Genomic DNA, 15819 nt, shown 5'->3' on the forward strand with positions numbered 1-15819 from the left:
CCACACCGGGAGGGCGGCCAGATGGCGAGCCAGTCGTTCGAGGTCACCATCGTCGGCGGAGGGCTGGGCGGGCTCTGCGCCGCACTCTCGCTGCGCCAGCGCGGCCTGCGCGTCACCGTCGTCGAGGCCGCGCCCGAGCTCGGCGAGATCGGCGCCGGCATCCAGACCGCACCGAACGCGAGCCGCATCCTCATCGGGCTCGGGCTGCGCTCGCAGCTCGAGGCGATCCGCACCCAGCCCGAGGACCAGGTCCGGCGCCGCTGGGCCGACGGCAGCATCATCGCCCAGCTCCCGCTGGGCCAGCGGGTGATCGACCAGTACGGCGCCCCGTACTGGCACTACCACCGCGCCGACCTGCACCGCGTGCTCCTCGACGCCTGCACCGACCCCGACGTCCCCGGACCGGCCGTCCGCCTGGTGACCGCGGCCAAGGTCGTCGACCTCGACCGGGCCGAGCCGCTGCGCCCCGTCGCGGTCGCCGAGGACGGGCGCCGGTTCGCCGGCGACGTGCTGGTCGGCGCCGACGGGATCCGCTCGGCCGTGCGCGACCTCGCCGGCTTCGACGACACGCTCGTGTTCTCCGGCGAGATGGCCTACCGCGCGCTGATCCCCGGCGAGCTGATCGCGGCCGACCCGGCGACGCGCTTCCTGCTCGACCGCTACCACTCCACGATCTGGTACGGCCCCGACAAGCACCTCGTGCACTACGTCATCCGCGGCGGCCAGTACCTCAACGTCGTCGCGATCGTGCCGTGCTCGGAGGGCATTGCCGACGACTGGAGCGCGCCCGCCACCCCGGAGCGGCTGGCGTCGGACTTCGGCGACTGGGACGACCGCGTCCCGGCGATGCTCTCGAAGGCGAAGCCCGAGGACGTCTCGCTGTGGGCGATGTACCGGCGCCGCCGCGACCCCGTGTGGATCGACGGCCGGGTCGCGCTGCTCGGCGACGCCTGCCACGCGATGCTGCCCTACCAGGCGCAGGGCGCCTCGCAGTCGATGGAGGACGCCGCCGTGCTCGCCGAGGAGCTGGGCCGGGTGACCCGCGACGGCATCGACGGCGCGCTGGTGCGCTACGTCGACCGCCGCGCCAAGCACGCGGGCATGGTCCAGGACGCATCGCTGCAGAACATGGCCTTCTACCACCTGCCCGACGGCCCCGAGCAGCGCGAGCGCGACGACAAGCTGCGCCGCTTCGACGGCGAGTCCGACCTCTCCTACGACTGGCTGTGGCACGGCAGCCCGCTGCACGACCCCGACACCGAGTCCATCCACTACCAGTTCGCCCGCTGACGCGCGGACGGTCACGAGCCGGACAGGAGCGAACACCATGCGCACCGGAGACCAGATCGTCCAGGACCTGCCCTGGCGCTGGGGAGTCCAAGGAAAGATCTTCCTCATCGGCGGCCTCGGCTACATGTTCGACGCCTGGGACGTCGCCCTCAACGGGTTCCTCACCCCGCTGGTCGGGACCGAGTTCGGCCTGACGCCCGGCCAGAAGGGCCTGGTCGCCACGGCCAACCTCATCGGCATGGCCGTCGGCGCCGTCGCCTGGGGCACCGTCGCCGACCGCATCGGGCGCAAGAAGGCCTTCAGCATCACGCTGCTGGTGTTCGCGGTGTTCTCGGTGCTCGGGGCGCTGTCGCCGGGCATCGGGTGGTTCCTGCTGCTGCGGTTCCTCGCCGGGGTCGGGCTGGGCGGCTGCATCCCGGTCGACTACGCGATCGTCAGCGAGTTCTCGCCGAAGAAGCAGCGGGGACGGGTGCTCGCCGCGATGGACGGCTGGTGGCCGATCGGGGCGACGCTCGCCGGCGTCTCGGCGACCCTGCTCGTCCCCGTCGGCGGCAACTGGCGCTGGATGCTCGTGCTGATGATCCTGCCGGCCCTGCTGCTGTTCTGGGTGCGCCGCGGGGTGCCGGAGTCGCCGCTCTACCTCTCCCGCAAGGGCCGCGAGGCCGAGGCCCGTGCCGTCATCGACGACATGGTGACCCGCACCGGCGCCACCCCGGAGCCCTACGCCATCCCCGCCGCCGTCGCCGAGGACACCCGCGGTGGCGCCTGGGCCGCCGCTGTCGACCAGCTGCGCCGGGTCTGGGCCTTCAACCCGCGCGTCACCGGCGTCGCCTGGTCGCTGTTCATCGCGGTCATGCTCGTCTACTACGCCGCCCTGAGCTGGATGCCCTCGATCCTCAAGGCCCAGGGCTTCGGCGAGATCGCGGCGTTCGCCTCGACGACCCTGATGAACGCGCTGGGCATCGTCGGTGTCGCCCTGTCGGTGCTGGTCGTCGACCGCTACGGCCGCAAGCGCGTCATCGCGATCGCCGGGCCGGTCGCGGCCGCGACGCTCGTGGTGTTCTCGCTGCTGCTCGGCTCGCCCACGGCGGCCGTGATCGCGATCGGCGCGTTCGGGCTCTTCTCCCTGATCGTCATCCCGGTCATGTACGCCTACGTCTCCGAGCTCTACCCCACCGAGCTGCGCGCGTCGGGCTTCGGTTGGGCGTCGTCGTCGAGCCGCGCGCTCACCGGCTTCGCGCCGCTGCTCTTCGGCAGCGTGCTGTGGCCGGTGCTCGGGCTGCCGCTGACGTTCACCCTGCTCGGCCTGCTGGTCGTCGCCGCGGTGATCTACATGTGGGTCGGCGCGCCGGAGACCGCGGGCCGCGAGCTCGACCGGATCACCACGGACGTGCCGGACGCGCCGGCGACCGAGCGCACCCAGGTCTGACGGGAGACGGAGCCTGCGGAGCTCGACCCATGGAGATCACGTGAAGCCGGCCGCGTTCAGCTACCACCGCGCGCACGACGTCGCCGACGCCGTCGGGCTGCTCGCCGAGCTCGGCGCGGCGGGCGGGGACCCGAAGGTCATCGCCGGCGGGCAGAGCCTGATGCCGATGATGAACTTCCGGCTCGCCCGGCCGTCGGCGCTCGTCGACCTCGGCCCGCTGCGCCGGACACCGTCGATGACGGCGATCAACGAGCAGGACGGGGCCCTGACCCTCGGTGCGCTCGTCACGCACCGCGCGGTGGAGACGGCCTCCCTCTCCCCCGACTGGGCCGTCCTCTCCCGCGCCATGCGCTGGGTGGGACACCTGCCGATCCGCAGCCGCGGCACCGTCGCCGGGAGCCTCGTGCACGGCGACGCGACCGCCGAGTGGTGCCTGCTCGCGCTGCTCCTCGACGCGGTCGTCGTCGCCGAGGGCCCGGCCGGGCGCCGCGAGATCCCGGCCGGCGAGCTGTTCCACGGCTTCTACGCCACGGCCGTCGACCCCGACGAGGTCGTCGTCGAGGTCCGCTTCACCCGGCCGGCCCGGCACGCGGCGCTGGCCGAGTTCGCCCGCCGCCACGGCGATTTCGCGATCGTCGACGCGGCGGTGGCACTGGACACGGACGGCACCACCGTGACCGGCGGGCGGGTGGTCCTCGGCGGCGTCGCGCCCGCTCCGATCCGGGTGCCCGAGGCCGAGACGGCGCTCGCCGGCGAGGCCTGGGACGACCTGTGGGCCGCGGTCGCCGACGCGGCCGTCGCCGCGGTCGATCCGCCCGACGACGAGGGCACGACCGCCGCCTACCGCCGGCGCCTGACCCGGACGCTGGTCGCCGACGCGTGCCGTGAGGCCGCGGGAGGGATCCGGTGACCGCGACGGAGCTGCCGGCCGACGTGGTCGAACCCCGCTTCGAGGGCCCCAGATTCGACGGGAAGAGGGGCCGCTGGGTCGGCGCCTCGATCCCCCGCCACGAGGATCCGCGCCTGCTCACCGGCCGCGGGCGCTTCGTCGACGACATCGCCCTGCCCGGGATGCTGCACGCGGGCTTCGTGCGCGCGACCGTCGCGCACGGGCACCTCACCGACGTCGACCTGACCGCGACCCGCGCAGTGCCCGGCGTCGTCGCGGCCTTCGCCGCGGGCGACCTCGCCCTCGGCGACGTCGTCGCGCTGCTCGACCGGCCCGCCGCGGAGTTCACGCCGACCGCGATGCCGGTGCTCGCGAAGGACAAGGTCCGGTTCGTCGGCGAGCCGGTGGCGATCATCATCGCCCGCAACCCGTACGCGGTCGAGGACGGGATCGAGTCCGCGGTGGTGTCGTACGACGTCGTCGACGCCGTCGTGGACGAGGCGACGGCGTTCGCGGCCGCGACCACGGTGCACGACGAGGCCCCGGACAACGTCCTGCTCGACGTGTCGATGTTCGACACGCCGGGGGTGGACGAGGGGTTCGCGGACGCGGCCGTCACGGTCGAGGTCACCACGCGCAGCGGCCGGCAGAACGCGCTGCCGCTGGAGACCCGGGGCGCGGTGGCGTCGTGGGACGCGCGGGACGACCAGCTGCTGGTGCAGACGTGCACCCAGGTGCCCCACCAGGTGCGCACGATGGTCGCGCGCTGCCTCGGCGTCCCCGAGCGCACCGTGCGCGTGACCGTCCCGGACATGGGCGGCGGCTTCGGCCAGAAGTGCGTGGTCGGGCGCGAGGAGATCGCGGTCGCGGCCGTCGCCCGGCGTCTGCACCGCCCCGTGAAGTGGATCGAGGACCGGCGCGAGGCGCTCACCGCCGGGTTCCTCGCCCGCGAGCAGCACTACGACACGCGGGCGGCGTTCGACGCCGACGGCCGCATCACCGCCCTCGACGTCGACGTCGTCTGCGACATGGGCGCGTACTCCTGCTACCCCTTCACCGCCGGCATCGAACCGCTGATGGCGTCGGCGGAGATGCCGAGCGTCTACCGGGTGCCCGCCTACCGCGCGCGCGGCCGGGCGATCACCACGAACAAGGCCCCCACCGCGCCCTACCGGGGCGTGAGCCGCCCGCAGTACGTCATGGCGATCGAGCGGGTGATGGAGAAGGCGGCACGGGCGCTCGGCCTGGACCCGGTCGAGCTCCGCCGCCGCAACGTCATCACCGAGTTCCCGTACACCGGGGTCAACGCCGTCACCTACGACCCCGGGACCTACCGCGAGTCGCTCGACCTCGCCGAGGAGACGCTGCGGGCGGAGGGTTGGTACGACGCGCGCGACGCCGGGGACCGACACCTCGGGATCGGCTTCTGCTGCTTCTCCGAGCGCACGGGCTACGGGTCCGAGGCGTTCGCGAAACGGCGGATGACCGTCGTCCCCGGCTTCGATCTCTCCGAGATCCGGATGGACACCACCGGGGCGGTCGTCGTCACCAGCGGGACGATGAACCACGGCCAGTCGCACGAGACGACGTTCGCGCAGATCGTGGCCGACCGGCTCGGCATCGACGTCGCCCGCGTGAAGCTGCGCCAGGGCGACACCGAGCGGATCGCCTACGGGTGGGGCACGTTCGCGTCACGCTCGGTGACGATCGGTGGCTCGGCGGTCGCGCTGGCCTCGGAGCGGCTCGGCGAGCTCCTGCGCCGCATCGCCGCGCACCTGCTCGAGACCCGGCCGGAGAACGTCGCCCTCGACGGTTCCGGCGGGGTCATCGTGGTGGACGACCCGGCACGGCGGCTGTCGTACGAGGACATCGCGGACGTCGCCTACCTGCGCAGCCACCTGCTGCCCAAGGACGTCGAGCCGACGCTGACCGCGACCGCGAGCTTCGACGTCCCCGGCGACGGCACCTTCTCGAACGCGACGCACGCCGTCGTCGTCGAGGCCGACCCGGGCACCGGGCAGGTCCGCATCCTGCGCTACGTGTGCGTCGAGGACTGCGGCGTGGTGATCCACCCGCAGGTCGTCGACGGCCAGTGCCGCGGCGGGATCGCGCAGGGCATCGCGGGGGCGCTGTTCGAGGAGGTCACCTACGACGCGCACGGCGAGCCGTCGGCGGCGTCGTTCATCGACTACCTGGTGCCGACGGCGACGGAGATCCCCGACGTGTCGATCACGCACCTCGAGACGCCGTGTGCGTTCACCGAGAACGGGGCGAAGGGCGCCGGCGAGGGCGGCACGATCGGCGCGCCCGCCGCGGTGCTGAACGCCGTCAACGACGCGCTGCGCCGCACCGGCGTCGAGCTCGACACGACACCGATCCACCCGAGCACGGTGCTGGACGCGCTGGAGGGCACGCCGTGAACGACCCGCACCTGCTGACGCTGCACGTCAACGGCACCGAGCACGAGGCGGTCGTCGAGCCGCGCCGCACGCTCGCCGACGTCCTGCGCCACGACCTGCACCTCACCGGCACCCACGTCGGCTGCGAGCACGGGGTGTGCGGCGCGTGCACCGTGCTCCTCGACGGCGCCCCGGTCCGCGCGTGCCTCGTGTTCGCCGTCCAGGCCGAGGGCGCCGACGTGCGCACCGTCGAGTCGCTCGACCACGACGGCGCGCTGTCGGACCTGCAGCAGGCGTTCACCGACCACCACGCCCTGCAGTGCGGCTTCTGCACACCCGGGTTCCTCATGCTCGCCGAGGGCGTGCTCGCGGAGTCGCCGGACGCCTCGCGCGACGAGGTCCGCGAGGCCCTCTCGGCGAACCTCTGCCGCTGCACCGGCTACCAGACGATCGTGGACGCGGTGTGCGCGACGGCCGCGTCCCGACGGGAGACGATCTCGTGATCCTGGACAACCACCTCGCCGTCGCCGCTCCTCCGGACGACGTGTTCGCCCTGCTCGGCGACGTCGAACGCGTGGCCGGCTGCCTGCCGGGCGCGACGCTCGAGGGCCGCGAGGGCGAGGCCTACCGGGGCCGCGTGAAGGTCAAGGTCGGCCCGATCAGCGCCGCGTACGCGGGCACGCTGCGGTTCACCGAGGTCGTCCCGGACGAGCGCACCCTGCGCCTGTCCGCGCGGGCGAGCGACGCCCACGGCGCCGGCGACGCGGAGGCCGACGTCGTGCTCTCGGTCGCCGAGGCCGACGGCGGCTCGCGCCTCGACCTGCACACGGACCTGCTGATCCGCGGGAAGATCGCGCAGTTCGGGAAGGGCGCGATCACGACGGTCTCGAGCCGCCTGCTCGACCAGTTCGCCCGCAACCTCGCGGGCGAACTGTCGAGCACCCCGGCGAGCACCCCGGCCGGCGGGAGTACGGGCACCTCCGGTGCCAGCCTGGCGTCCACGCTGACGTCAGACGTCAGGAAATCCACCAGCTCGAGCGAGGACTCCGTCGACGGGCTCGCCATGCTGCTGCCGCCGGGTGCCGGGCGCTGGGCCGCTCTGGTCGGCGCCGCGGCGTTCGGCGTCGTCCAGGGTTACCTGCTCGGCCGACTGAAGGGCCAGAAGATGCTGATCGAGGAGCTGCGACGTGAGCGCTGAGGGACTCCACGGCTCGGCCACCGACGCCGTCTACGACCGGGCCGGGCTGGGGGCGAGCGTCCCCCGCGGGCCACGCCCGGCACTGATCGTCGTCGACCTGACCCGCGGCTTCACCGAGCCCGGATTCGACCTCGGTGCCGACCTGACCGCCGAGGTCGCCGCGACCGCGCAGCTCATCGAGGTCGCCCACCGCCGCGACGTGCCGGTGATCGCCACCGTCGTCGCCTACACCCCGGCCGAGGCCGACGGCGACGCGATCGCCTGGCTGCGCAAGGCGCCAGGCATCCGAGCGCTGCGTGAGGGCAGCGACGCCGTCGCCCTCGACGCGCGGCTGGGGCTCGCCGCCGACGACCACGTCATCACCAAGAAGGGCGCGTCGGCGTTCCACGGTTCCTCGCTGGCCGCGCTGCTCGCCGGCCTGCACGTCGACACCGCCGTGGTCTGCGGTGCCACGACCTCGGGCTGCGTGCGCGCCACGGCCGTCGACGCCGTCCAGGGCGGTTTCGACACGCTCGTGGTCGCCGAGGCGTGCGGCGACCGCGCGCAGGGCCCCCACGACGCCGCGCTGTTCGACCTGCAGGCCAAGTACGCCGACGTCGTCGCCCTCGACGACGCCGTGTCCTACCTCGACGACCCGTTCCGGAAGGCCGACGCGTGACCGAGTCCGCCAGCCACCGTGTCCTGACCCAGCCGGCCCTCGCCGACCTGGCCGACACCCCGGCCGTGAGCCGTTGGGTGCGCTCCGGCGACCTGCGCCTCCACGTCCTCGACCACGGCCCGGTCGACGGCGTCCCGCTGGTGATCGTCCCGGGCATCACGAGCGTGGCGATCAGCATGGACTTCGTCGCCCGCGAGCTCACCGATCTGGTCCGCCCGCTCGTGCTCGACGTGCGCGGCCGCGGCCTCTCGGACAACGGGGACACCTACGCCCTCGACGCCTACGCCGCCGACGTGGCCGCGGTGGTCGAGGGCCTCGGCCTCGAGCGCCCCCTCGTGCTGGGCCACTCCATGGGCGCGCGCATCACCGCCGTCGCCGCGACCCGCCTCGACCTGCGCGGCACGGTGCTCGTCGACCCGCCCATGAGCGGCCCGGACCGCGGCCCGTACCCGACGACGCTCGAGGCGTTCCTCGGCCAGCTGGACCAGGCCCGGCGGGGGACGGACGCCGACGAGGTGGCGGCGTCCTGGCCGCGCTGGCCGCGTCGCGAGCAGGAGCTGCGCGCCCGGTGGCTGGGCTCGATCTCGCGCGACGCGGTCGTCGCCACCCACGCGGGCTTCGAGTCCGAGGACTTCTTCGCGACCTGGCCCTCGGTCCCCGCGCCCACGGTGCTGATCCACGGCGGCGACAGCCCGGTGGTCACCGCGGCCGGCGCCGAGGAGGCGGCGAAGGCCAACCCGGAGGCGACCCTCGTCGAGGTGCCCGGCACCGGGCACATGGTGTTCTGGGACGACCCGGCCGCCGCGCTCGCGGCGACCCGCGAGGCACTGCGCTCGCTGCTCTGAGCGCGCCGAGAACGGAGATCGCTCCGGGTGCTCCATCGACCCCACCACATCGGGTCCACGGAGCACCTGAAGCGATCATGAATGCGCGTGGGACGTCGCCGGGGCCCGCGTACCGGGTCGCCCCGCGGTCGCCCGCCGTCGCGAGTGATCGAAGTACCGATACGGACGCTGAGCGTCTGTGACGGCACTTCGCTGACAACACCTCAGGCGGCGCGGGTGACGTCTCCCGGGTCGGCGACGGTGCCGCTGAGCAGCGCGCCGGCGTCGGGCACGCGGGTCTCCAGTCCGAGCGAGGACAGGATCCGGAACGTCGTCGCCGTGGCCGCGGAGAGCACCGGGAGCCCGACCTCGTCCTGCACCGCCTGCACCACCGGCAGCGACGGCATCTGCACGCACGCCGAGAGCACGAGGGCGTCGGCGCCGGAGAGGTCGAGCTTCGTGTAGTGCTCCCGCAGGTCGGCGGGGTCCAGGCGGGCGACGGCGAGGTTGTCGGGCACCTCGAGCGACAGCGAGTCGACGACCTCGACGCCCGCGTCCTCCAGGTACGCCACCACGGCCTGGGTCAGCGGCTTCATGTACGGCGTCACGATCGCGACCCGCTTCGCTCCCAGCGCCGCGATCCCCGAGATGAGCGCGCCGGCGCTCGAGACGACGGGAGCGGACGAGCCCTCCGCCCGCAGCGCCGCGGTGATGTCGTCCTCGGCGGTGCAGTGGAACCCGGGCCCCTGCGCCATGATCGCGACCAGGCACGCCGTCGCGACCACGTCGGGCCGGGCGTCGGCGAGCTCGGTGGCCGCGCGGGTGGCCTGGGCGTTCATGGCCTGGAGCTGCTCGGGCGTCACGTGCTGCATGCGCGCCCGCGCGGCGTGGAACACGAACCGGTCGGACGGGATCGCCCGCTCGCGCGCGGCGAGCATCCGCGGCAGCTCGGTCTCCATCGTGAGGTTGGAGCTCGGGACGATCATCCCGATGTGGTGGTCGGTCATCGCTTCACGGTAGGACGCATCTCGGGGATGGTCAGCTCTCCGGAGTCCACCACCAGCTCGTCGTCGAGGTACAGCGAGTTGCCGCGCATCGGGATGTCGAAGTGGCAGGGCGTGTCGTTGGGGCCGCCGAGCTCGTTGTTGGGCCCGATCGAGAACATGACGTTGCCGTAGAAGCTGCGCAGCTCCATGCCCATGCCGCCCGGGAACTGGGTCAGGCCGTGCCAGTGCGCCCGCTCGTCGAGACCCCACCCGACGTGGGACATACCGTAGCCGCGGGGGTCGTCGAAGCTCTTGATGTACGACGACAGCAGCTCCGCGTCGAGGCCACCGCGGATGTCCCGGATGAACCCCTGCTCGATCGTCAGCGTCACCGGGGTCTGCACGTAGGTGTTGAACGGCAGCAGCACGTCCCCGGGCGAGAGGACGATCTGCCCGTCGACGCCGTCGTCGGCGCCGCCGGTGAACACGAACGCCGCGGGCCAGTGGTCCCAGCGCCCGGGGGTGTCGGTGTAGCCGTACTCGGAGAGCGTCGGGTAGACGCCGAGGCGGTAGGTGACGTCGGTGCCGGCCGGGCTGGTGATGCGCATCGTCTGGGCCTTGGCCAGCAGGTCGGCGCCGTACTCGACGCGCTCCCGCAGCTCGGTGGTCGGCATGAGGCGGGCCAGCAGCTCGGGGGGCTCGACGGCGGTGAGGATGCGGGTGCCGGCGTCCTGAATCGCGAACTGCTCCGGGGAGAAGAGCAGGAAGGTGCAGTCGACGACCATGTCGGCGGCCTTCAGCGCGTCCACGGCCAGCGGGATGTTCCCCAGACCCGAGTCGCCGACCGCCCACGCGCCCGACGCGGACGCCGGCGGCGGGAGGCGCAGGTGGAAGGTCGCCGCGCCGAGCTGCTGGGCCGCCCACAGGAACGCGTCGGCGTACTCGCCGCGCTCGGCACCCCGCGTCAGGACCGCGACGGTCTCGCCCTCGTGCACCCCGGAGAGCCGCAGCTGCTGCAGACAGATCTCGTTGAACAGGTTCTGGTCCATCGGCCGACCACCTCCGCCTAAATCCGAGCACGTACTATCCGAGCACGCAAGGTCTGCAACGCAATCGTCACCGCGGACCGGCCGCTCGGGGCAGGGGCCTACGCTGCCCCGGTGGCGCCGGAGGACGAACGCATTGCCCTGTTCCTCGACTACGAGAACCTCGCCATCGGGGCGCGCGACGGGCTCGGCGTCTCGCCGTTCGACTTCGGGCCGGTCGCCGACGCTCTCGCCGAACGCGGCCGGGTGGTGACGCGCCGGGCCTACGGCGACTGGTCGGCGTTCGACGAGGACCGCCGTCTGCTCGCCCGCGCCCAGGTCGAGCTGATCGAGATCCCGCAGCGCATCGGCGGCTCCCGCAAGAACGCCGCCGACATCAAGATGGCCGTCGACGCGATCGAGCTGGCCTACGAGCGCGGGTTCGTCACCACCTTCGCCATCGGCACCGGCGACTCCGACTTCACCCCGCTGATGCACAAGCTGCGCGAGATGGACAAGCGTGTCATCGGCATCGGTGTGCAGTCCTCCACCTCGGCGCTGCTGCCCGCGGCCTGCGACGAGTTCCTCTTCTACGACCGTCTGCCCGGTGTCGAGGGCCGGCCGATGCCGGCGAAGCAGACGCGGCGGCGGTCGGCCCCCGTGACGACCCCGGCGCCAGCGGCCGGACCCGCCGGACCCGCGGGACCTGCGGCGGCCACGGCACCCGTCGAACCCCCCGCGCCGGTGCCCGACGACCCCATGCCCGAGGACGCCCCCGCCGCCGGGTCCGACCCCGACCTCACCGCGGTGGTCAGCAGCACGCTCGCCGGGCTGGCGCGCGCCACCGACGGCCCGGTGCGCGCGTCGACCCTCAAGCGCGCCATCCTGCGCAAGGACCCGACCTTCGACGAGGGCGACCAGGGCTTCCGCGGCTTCGGCGAGCTGCTGCGCCACCTCGAGAACCGCGGGGTCGTCGCCCTCGCGCCGGGCACCGCGGCCGGCGACCCCGAGGTCGCGTTCCCCGAGGACACCTCCGCCGAGGACGAGGCGTTCGCCCTGTTCGCGACCACCGTGCGCGACCTCGAGGCCGCCGGTGGACCGCCGCAGCTCTCGGGGCTCAAGGACCAGATGCGCAAGCGCGACCCCGGGTTCTCCGAGAAGCGCTACGGCTTCAACAACTTCCTGTCCTTCGCCCGCGCCGCACGGTCGCGCGACCTGGTCACGATGGACTGGGACGAGGGGCGCGGCGACTACCAGCTGTCGGTGTACTGAGTGAGGTCCAACGCGACCGAGGGGATCGGGGCCATGACGACGACCCCGATCCGTCCCGCGCAGAGGGCCGCGATCAGCGTCGCGTCCAGGAGCACGTGCCGCTGAACTCGATGTACTTGTCGCCGGCCTTGACGCTCATCGAGCTCGGCCCGTCCGCGAATCCGTTCGCGTTGATCGAGCCGAGTTCACCGTCGTTGGAGTTGAGCCGGGACCAATAGCAGAAGTCCGACCCACTGGTCCGATAGGTCCCGGGCTCGATCTCGGTCCCGACCTCGTACGTCCCGGAGCTGAAACTCGATCCAGCCGCGGGCGCGGTCGACGCGGACGCCGGCTGTGAGGCCTGGACCGTCACCGTCGGACCGGGGACGGTGACCGTCGGACCGGGCACGGTGACGGTCGGGCCGGGAACCGTCACGGTGCGGGTGGTCACGGAGGGCGCGGGCTGCGCAACGGGCTGCACGGTCGCGTTGGCGCCGCCGACGCCCAGGCCGGCGAAGTAGGCGATCGCGAGGCCGCAGAGAGCGAGGAGGAAGAGTCCGATCCTCGGCTGCTTCTTCGGGCCAGGCGTGGGCTGGGTGGGCGGCGCCGAGTGGTCGGTCGGGATGGCCATGGGAGCTCCGTCGGTTCATGGTTGCCTCTACAGCAACCGCGCTTGCGTGGTTCGCAACCGACAGATCGAGCCTTGTGCGCAATGCGTTAGTAAAGCTGCCCGAGATTCACTCGTTCGTGGAGGGTAGCCCGGCGACGACGGATGCGAACCACGCGACGCCGGGCTACCGACGACATCGTCGCAGATCACAGCTCTACGGCCGCCGGTGGGCTGTTGTCACAGCGCGTTGCCCCAGAGATGCCGAGCGCGTCACTTCGGCGGTGGCGGGGCGTACTCGCTGCGGCGGGAGGTCGTGACGCCGAGGGCGACGAGCGACTCCGCCGCGCGGGTCGCGGCGGCGACGCCGTCGAGCACCGGGACGCCGAGCTCGGCGGTCAGGGCGGCGCACAGGTCGGCCATCCCGGCGCAGCCCAGCACGATCACGTCGGCTCCGTCGAGCTCCACCGCCGCCCGGCACTCGCGCAGGATCGCGGCCCGGGCGGCCGGATCCTCCAGGCCCAGCACCGGCACCTCGCACGCCCGCACCCGCCGGCACGCGTGCGCCGCCCCGTAGCGCTGCGCGAGCTCCTCGGCCCGGCCCGCGGTGCGCGCGAGCGTCGTCACCACCGAGAACGCCCGGCCCAGGTAGAGCGCCGTGCGCATCGCCGCCTCGGCGATCCCGACCACCGGGCCGCGCGCGACCTCCCGGGCGGCGTCGAGGCCGGGGTCGCCGAAGCACGCGATGACGTGCGCGTCGGCCGACGGATCCAGCGCGGCGAGCAGGCCGGGGACCGCCATCGCCTCGTCGTGGTGGCTCTCGATCGAGACCGGGCCGTGCGGCGAGGTGACCGCGACGATCTCGGTGCCGGGCGCGGCCACCGACCGCGCGGCGGCGCCGATCGTCGCCGTCATCGACGCCGTCGTGTTCGGGTTGACGACCTGGAGCCGCATCAGCGGTGCTGGCGGCGGCTCCCGCCGTGCCAGTCCTCGACGAGCCCGACGTCGGAGGTGGTGACCCCGAACGACGGGAGCTGCGGGCGCTCGCGCAGGCTGCGCTTGAGCTCCGCGAAGCCCGGGAAGCGGGCCAGCCCGACCGCGTGGTCCCACAGCTCGCCGGCCTGCTCCTCGGTGGGCATCCGGCTGATCACCGGGCCGAAGAACGCCAGCCCGTCGGGCGGGTCCACCTGGATGATCGGCGTCCCGACGTCCTTGCCGGTCAGCGCGAGCGCCTCGTCGGTCTCGGCCTGGACGACCGGGTCCCACGCGGTGTCGGCGAGGGTCTCGACCAGCGACGTCGGCAGCCCGGCCGTCGTCAGCACCTCCGCGACGAACGCCTCGGAGCCCTGGGTCTCCCGCGACGTCGCCGTGTCCGGCACCGGCTCCCGCTCGAAGACGTGCCGGCCGAACGCCTCCTGCAGGCGGTCGAGCGCGTCGGCCCCGTGCTCCTGGCGGACTCGCGCGGCCACCCGCAGCATCCGCAGCCCGGCGGTGTGCCCCGCCTCGTACTCCGGCGGGAACCAGGCGTCGTAGTCGACGCCCGCGTTGACCAGCCGCAACGAGATGAACCGCCACTCGATCGTCAGGTCACGCTGCCCGGCGACGAGCCGCAACCACTTGCTCGTCATCCAGCAGAACGGGCACACCGGGTCGAACCAGAAACGGACGTCCACGCTCCGAGCCTAGGTCGGCGTCGCGTCCTCCGCCGGGAGCACGTGCCCCGCCCGGCGCGACAGCCCCCAGTGCAGGGCGAACGCGATCCCCGCCCCGACGAACCAGCTGAACGACGCCGCGTCGGTGGACCCGAGCAGCACCAGCAGCATCGCCCCGATCGCGCCGACGACCGTCGCGGCGATCGCGACCGGGTTGTAGCCGCCGCGGAAGTGGTACCGGCCGGCCGGCGAGAGCGTGTACATGTCGTCGACGACCAGGCGGCGGCGCTTGACCAGGAAGTAGTCGGCGATCAGCACGCCGTAGAGCGGGCCGATGAACGCGCCGAGGGTGTCGAGCGTGTAGTGGATGACCTCGGGATCGGAGTAGAGGTTCCACGGCGTGAGCAGCACCGACCCGACGGCGGCGATCATGCCGCCCATCCGCCAGCTGATCCGGCGCGGGTTGACGTTGGAGAAGTCGAAGGCCGGCGAGACGAAGTTCGCGACGATGTTGATGCCGACCGTCGCGATCATGAAGGTGAGCGCGCCGAGGACCACGGCGAACGTCGAGTCGAGACGGGCGACGGTCTCCACCGGGTCGTCGATCATCTCGCCGAACACCGGCTGGGTCGCCGCAGCCGTGACGACCACGAGGATCGCGAAGACGAGGAAGTTGACGGGCAGGCCGAGGAAGTTGCCCTTGCGCACCGCCGCGAACGACTTCCCGTAGCGGGTGAAGTCGCCGTAGTTGAGCATCGGGCCCGAGAAGTAGGAGACGATCAGCGCGACCGCCGTGGCCATCACCGGCAGCACCGCCCACCCGGAGACCAGGTTCTCCGAGAGGTTCAGGTCGATGTTCGACGGCCCGGCCTCGATCACGAGGTAGCCGGCGAGCAGGAACATGACCACGTAGACCGCCGGACCGCAGAAGTCGATGAACCGGCGGATGGCCTCCATGCCCTTCCAGAACACCAGCGCCTGCAGCACCCACATGATCCCGAAGGCGGCCCAGCCGAGCGCCGACAGACCGGTGAACCCGGTCGCGTCGTCGGCGTACGGGGCGAGCCCGGGCCAGAGCTTGAGCGCGACCACCACGAGCGACGCCGACGCGAGGTAGGTCTGGATGCCGTACCAGGCGACGGCGATGAGCCCGCGGATGATCGCGGGGATGTTCGCTCCGAGCACCCCGAACGACGTCCGGCAGACCACCGGGTAGGGCGTCCCCGTCGCCTGGCTCGGGCGGGCGACGAGGTTGCACAACAGGTAGACGATCGCGATGCCGATGATCAGCGCGATGAACACCTGCCACGCCGCGAGGCCGAGCGCGAACAGGCTGCCCGCGGTGAGGTAGCCGCCGACGGAGTGCACGTCCGACATCCAGAACGCGAAGAAGTTGTAGGAGCCCCAGTGCTGCTCGCGCAGCGGGGCCAGGTCCTCGTTGGTCAGCCGCTCGTCGTAGCCCTCGCCGGCGACGCCGCTGCCGACCGGGTGGCCGGCCGCTTCGACGAGGTCGTCGTGGCCGGCCGAGTAACCGTCGGGCCGCGGCAGGGCGTCGGTCATGTCGTGTCCCCCGTCCGGGTGGGTGATCCGGAACGGACGCTAGGAACCGGC

Annotated in this window: 15 protein-coding genes; 9 read left to right on the top strand and 6 right to left on the bottom strand. The window is 72.9% G+C overall.

Going from position 1 to position 15819, the window contains the following annotated elements; genetic code table 11:
* Positions 1–21: 21 nt before the first annotated feature.
* The 8 genes from ACR9E3_RS11360 to ACR9E3_RS11395 are packed head-to-tail and all read left to right on the top strand — an operon-like array spanning position 22 to position 8708.
* Positions 22–1290, top strand: coding sequence for an FAD-dependent monooxygenase (locus ACR9E3_RS11360; RefSeq protein ID WP_460380328.1), 1269 nt, complete (start codon positions 22–24; stop codon positions 1288–1290).
* A gap of 37 nt (positions 1291–1327) precedes the next feature.
* On the top strand, positions 1328–2719 hold the full coding sequence (locus ACR9E3_RS11365) for an MFS transporter (protein ID WP_460380329.1): 1392 nt from the start codon (positions 1328–1330) through the stop codon (positions 2717–2719).
* Between the two features lie 40 nt (positions 2720–2759).
* Positions 2760–3629, top strand: coding sequence for an FAD binding domain-containing protein (locus ACR9E3_RS11370; protein ID WP_460380330.1), 870 nt, complete (start codon positions 2760–2762; stop codon positions 3627–3629).
* The gene (locus ACR9E3_RS11375; protein WP_460380331.1) at positions 3626–6028 is read left to right on the top strand and encodes a xanthine dehydrogenase family protein molybdopterin-binding subunit; all 2403 of its coding nucleotides are present in this window, start codon (positions 3626–3628) and stop codon (positions 6026–6028) included. Before ACR9E3_RS11370 ends, ACR9E3_RS11375 begins: the two co-directional genes overlap by 4 nt.
* Positions 6025–6510, top strand: coding sequence for a (2Fe-2S)-binding protein (locus tag ACR9E3_RS11380; RefSeq protein ID WP_460380332.1), 486 nt, complete (start codon positions 6025–6027; stop codon positions 6508–6510). The genes ACR9E3_RS11375 and ACR9E3_RS11380 overlap by 4 nt, the downstream gene beginning before the upstream one ends.
* Positions 6507–7205, top strand: a complete 699-nt coding sequence (locus tag ACR9E3_RS11385) for an SRPBCC family protein (protein ID WP_460380333.1) — start codon at positions 6507–6509, stop codon at positions 7203–7205. Before ACR9E3_RS11380 ends, ACR9E3_RS11385 begins: the two co-directional genes overlap by 4 nt.
* The gene (locus ACR9E3_RS11390) at positions 7195–7863 is read left to right on the top strand and encodes an isochorismatase family protein (protein ID WP_460380334.1); all 669 of its coding nucleotides are present in this window, start codon (positions 7195–7197) and stop codon (positions 7861–7863) included. Before ACR9E3_RS11385 ends, ACR9E3_RS11390 begins: the two co-directional genes overlap by 11 nt.
* On the top strand, positions 7860–8708 hold the full coding sequence (locus ACR9E3_RS11395; RefSeq protein WP_460380335.1) for an alpha/beta fold hydrolase: 849 nt from the start codon (positions 7860–7862) through the stop codon (positions 8706–8708). The genes ACR9E3_RS11390 and ACR9E3_RS11395 overlap by 4 nt, the downstream gene beginning before the upstream one ends.
* A 203-nt stretch (positions 8709–8911) precedes the next feature.
* Here ACR9E3_RS11395 and ACR9E3_RS11400 read toward each other — a convergent pair whose 3' ends face one another.
* The gene (locus tag ACR9E3_RS11400) at positions 8912–9694 is read right to left on the bottom strand and encodes a maleate cis-trans isomerase family protein (protein ID WP_460380336.1); all 783 of its coding nucleotides are present in this window, start codon (positions 9692–9694) and stop codon (positions 8912–8914) included.
* Positions 9691–10722, bottom strand: a complete 1032-nt coding sequence (locus tag ACR9E3_RS11405; protein WP_460380337.1) for a M29 family metallopeptidase — start codon at positions 10720–10722, stop codon at positions 9691–9693. The genes ACR9E3_RS11400 and ACR9E3_RS11405 overlap by 4 nt, the downstream gene beginning before the upstream one ends.
* Before the next feature lie 111 nt (positions 10723–10833).
* On the opposite strand from ACR9E3_RS11405, the gene ACR9E3_RS11410 reads away from it, so the two are divergent.
* Positions 10834–11970 (top strand): NYN domain-containing protein, encoded by a 1137-nt coding sequence (locus tag ACR9E3_RS11410; protein ID WP_460380338.1) that lies wholly within the window; start codon positions 10834–10836, stop codon positions 11968–11970.
* A 73-nt stretch (positions 11971–12043) separates the two neighbouring features.
* On the opposite strand, the gene ACR9E3_RS11415 is transcribed toward ACR9E3_RS11410, so the two are convergent.
* The 4 genes from ACR9E3_RS11415 to ACR9E3_RS11430 all read right to left on the bottom strand — a co-directional run bounded on the left by ACR9E3_RS11415 (position 12044) and on the right by ACR9E3_RS11430 (position 15768).
* Complete coding sequence (locus ACR9E3_RS11415; protein ID WP_460380339.1) at positions 12044–12580, bottom strand: flagellar basal body-associated FliL family protein; 537 nt, start codon at positions 12578–12580, stop codon at positions 12044–12046.
* 249 nt (positions 12581–12829) lie between these two features.
* The gene (locus tag ACR9E3_RS11420; protein WP_460380340.1) at positions 12830–13510 is read right to left on the bottom strand and encodes an aspartate/glutamate racemase family protein; all 681 of its coding nucleotides are present in this window, start codon (positions 13508–13510) and stop codon (positions 12830–12832) included.
* Complete coding sequence (locus ACR9E3_RS11425; RefSeq protein ID WP_460380341.1) at positions 13510–14229, bottom strand: mycothiol-dependent nitroreductase Rv2466c family protein; 720 nt, start codon at positions 14227–14229, stop codon at positions 13510–13512. The genes ACR9E3_RS11420 and ACR9E3_RS11425 overlap by 1 nt, the downstream gene beginning before the upstream one ends.
* A 9-nt stretch (positions 14230–14238) precedes the next feature.
* On the bottom strand, positions 14239–15768 hold the full coding sequence (locus ACR9E3_RS11430; RefSeq protein WP_460380342.1) for an NCS1 family nucleobase:cation symporter-1: 1530 nt from the start codon (positions 15766–15768) through the stop codon (positions 14239–14241).
* Positions 15769–15819 lie beyond the last annotated feature (51 nt).

Source organism: Actinomycetospora sp. C-140 (assembly GCF_054796175.1).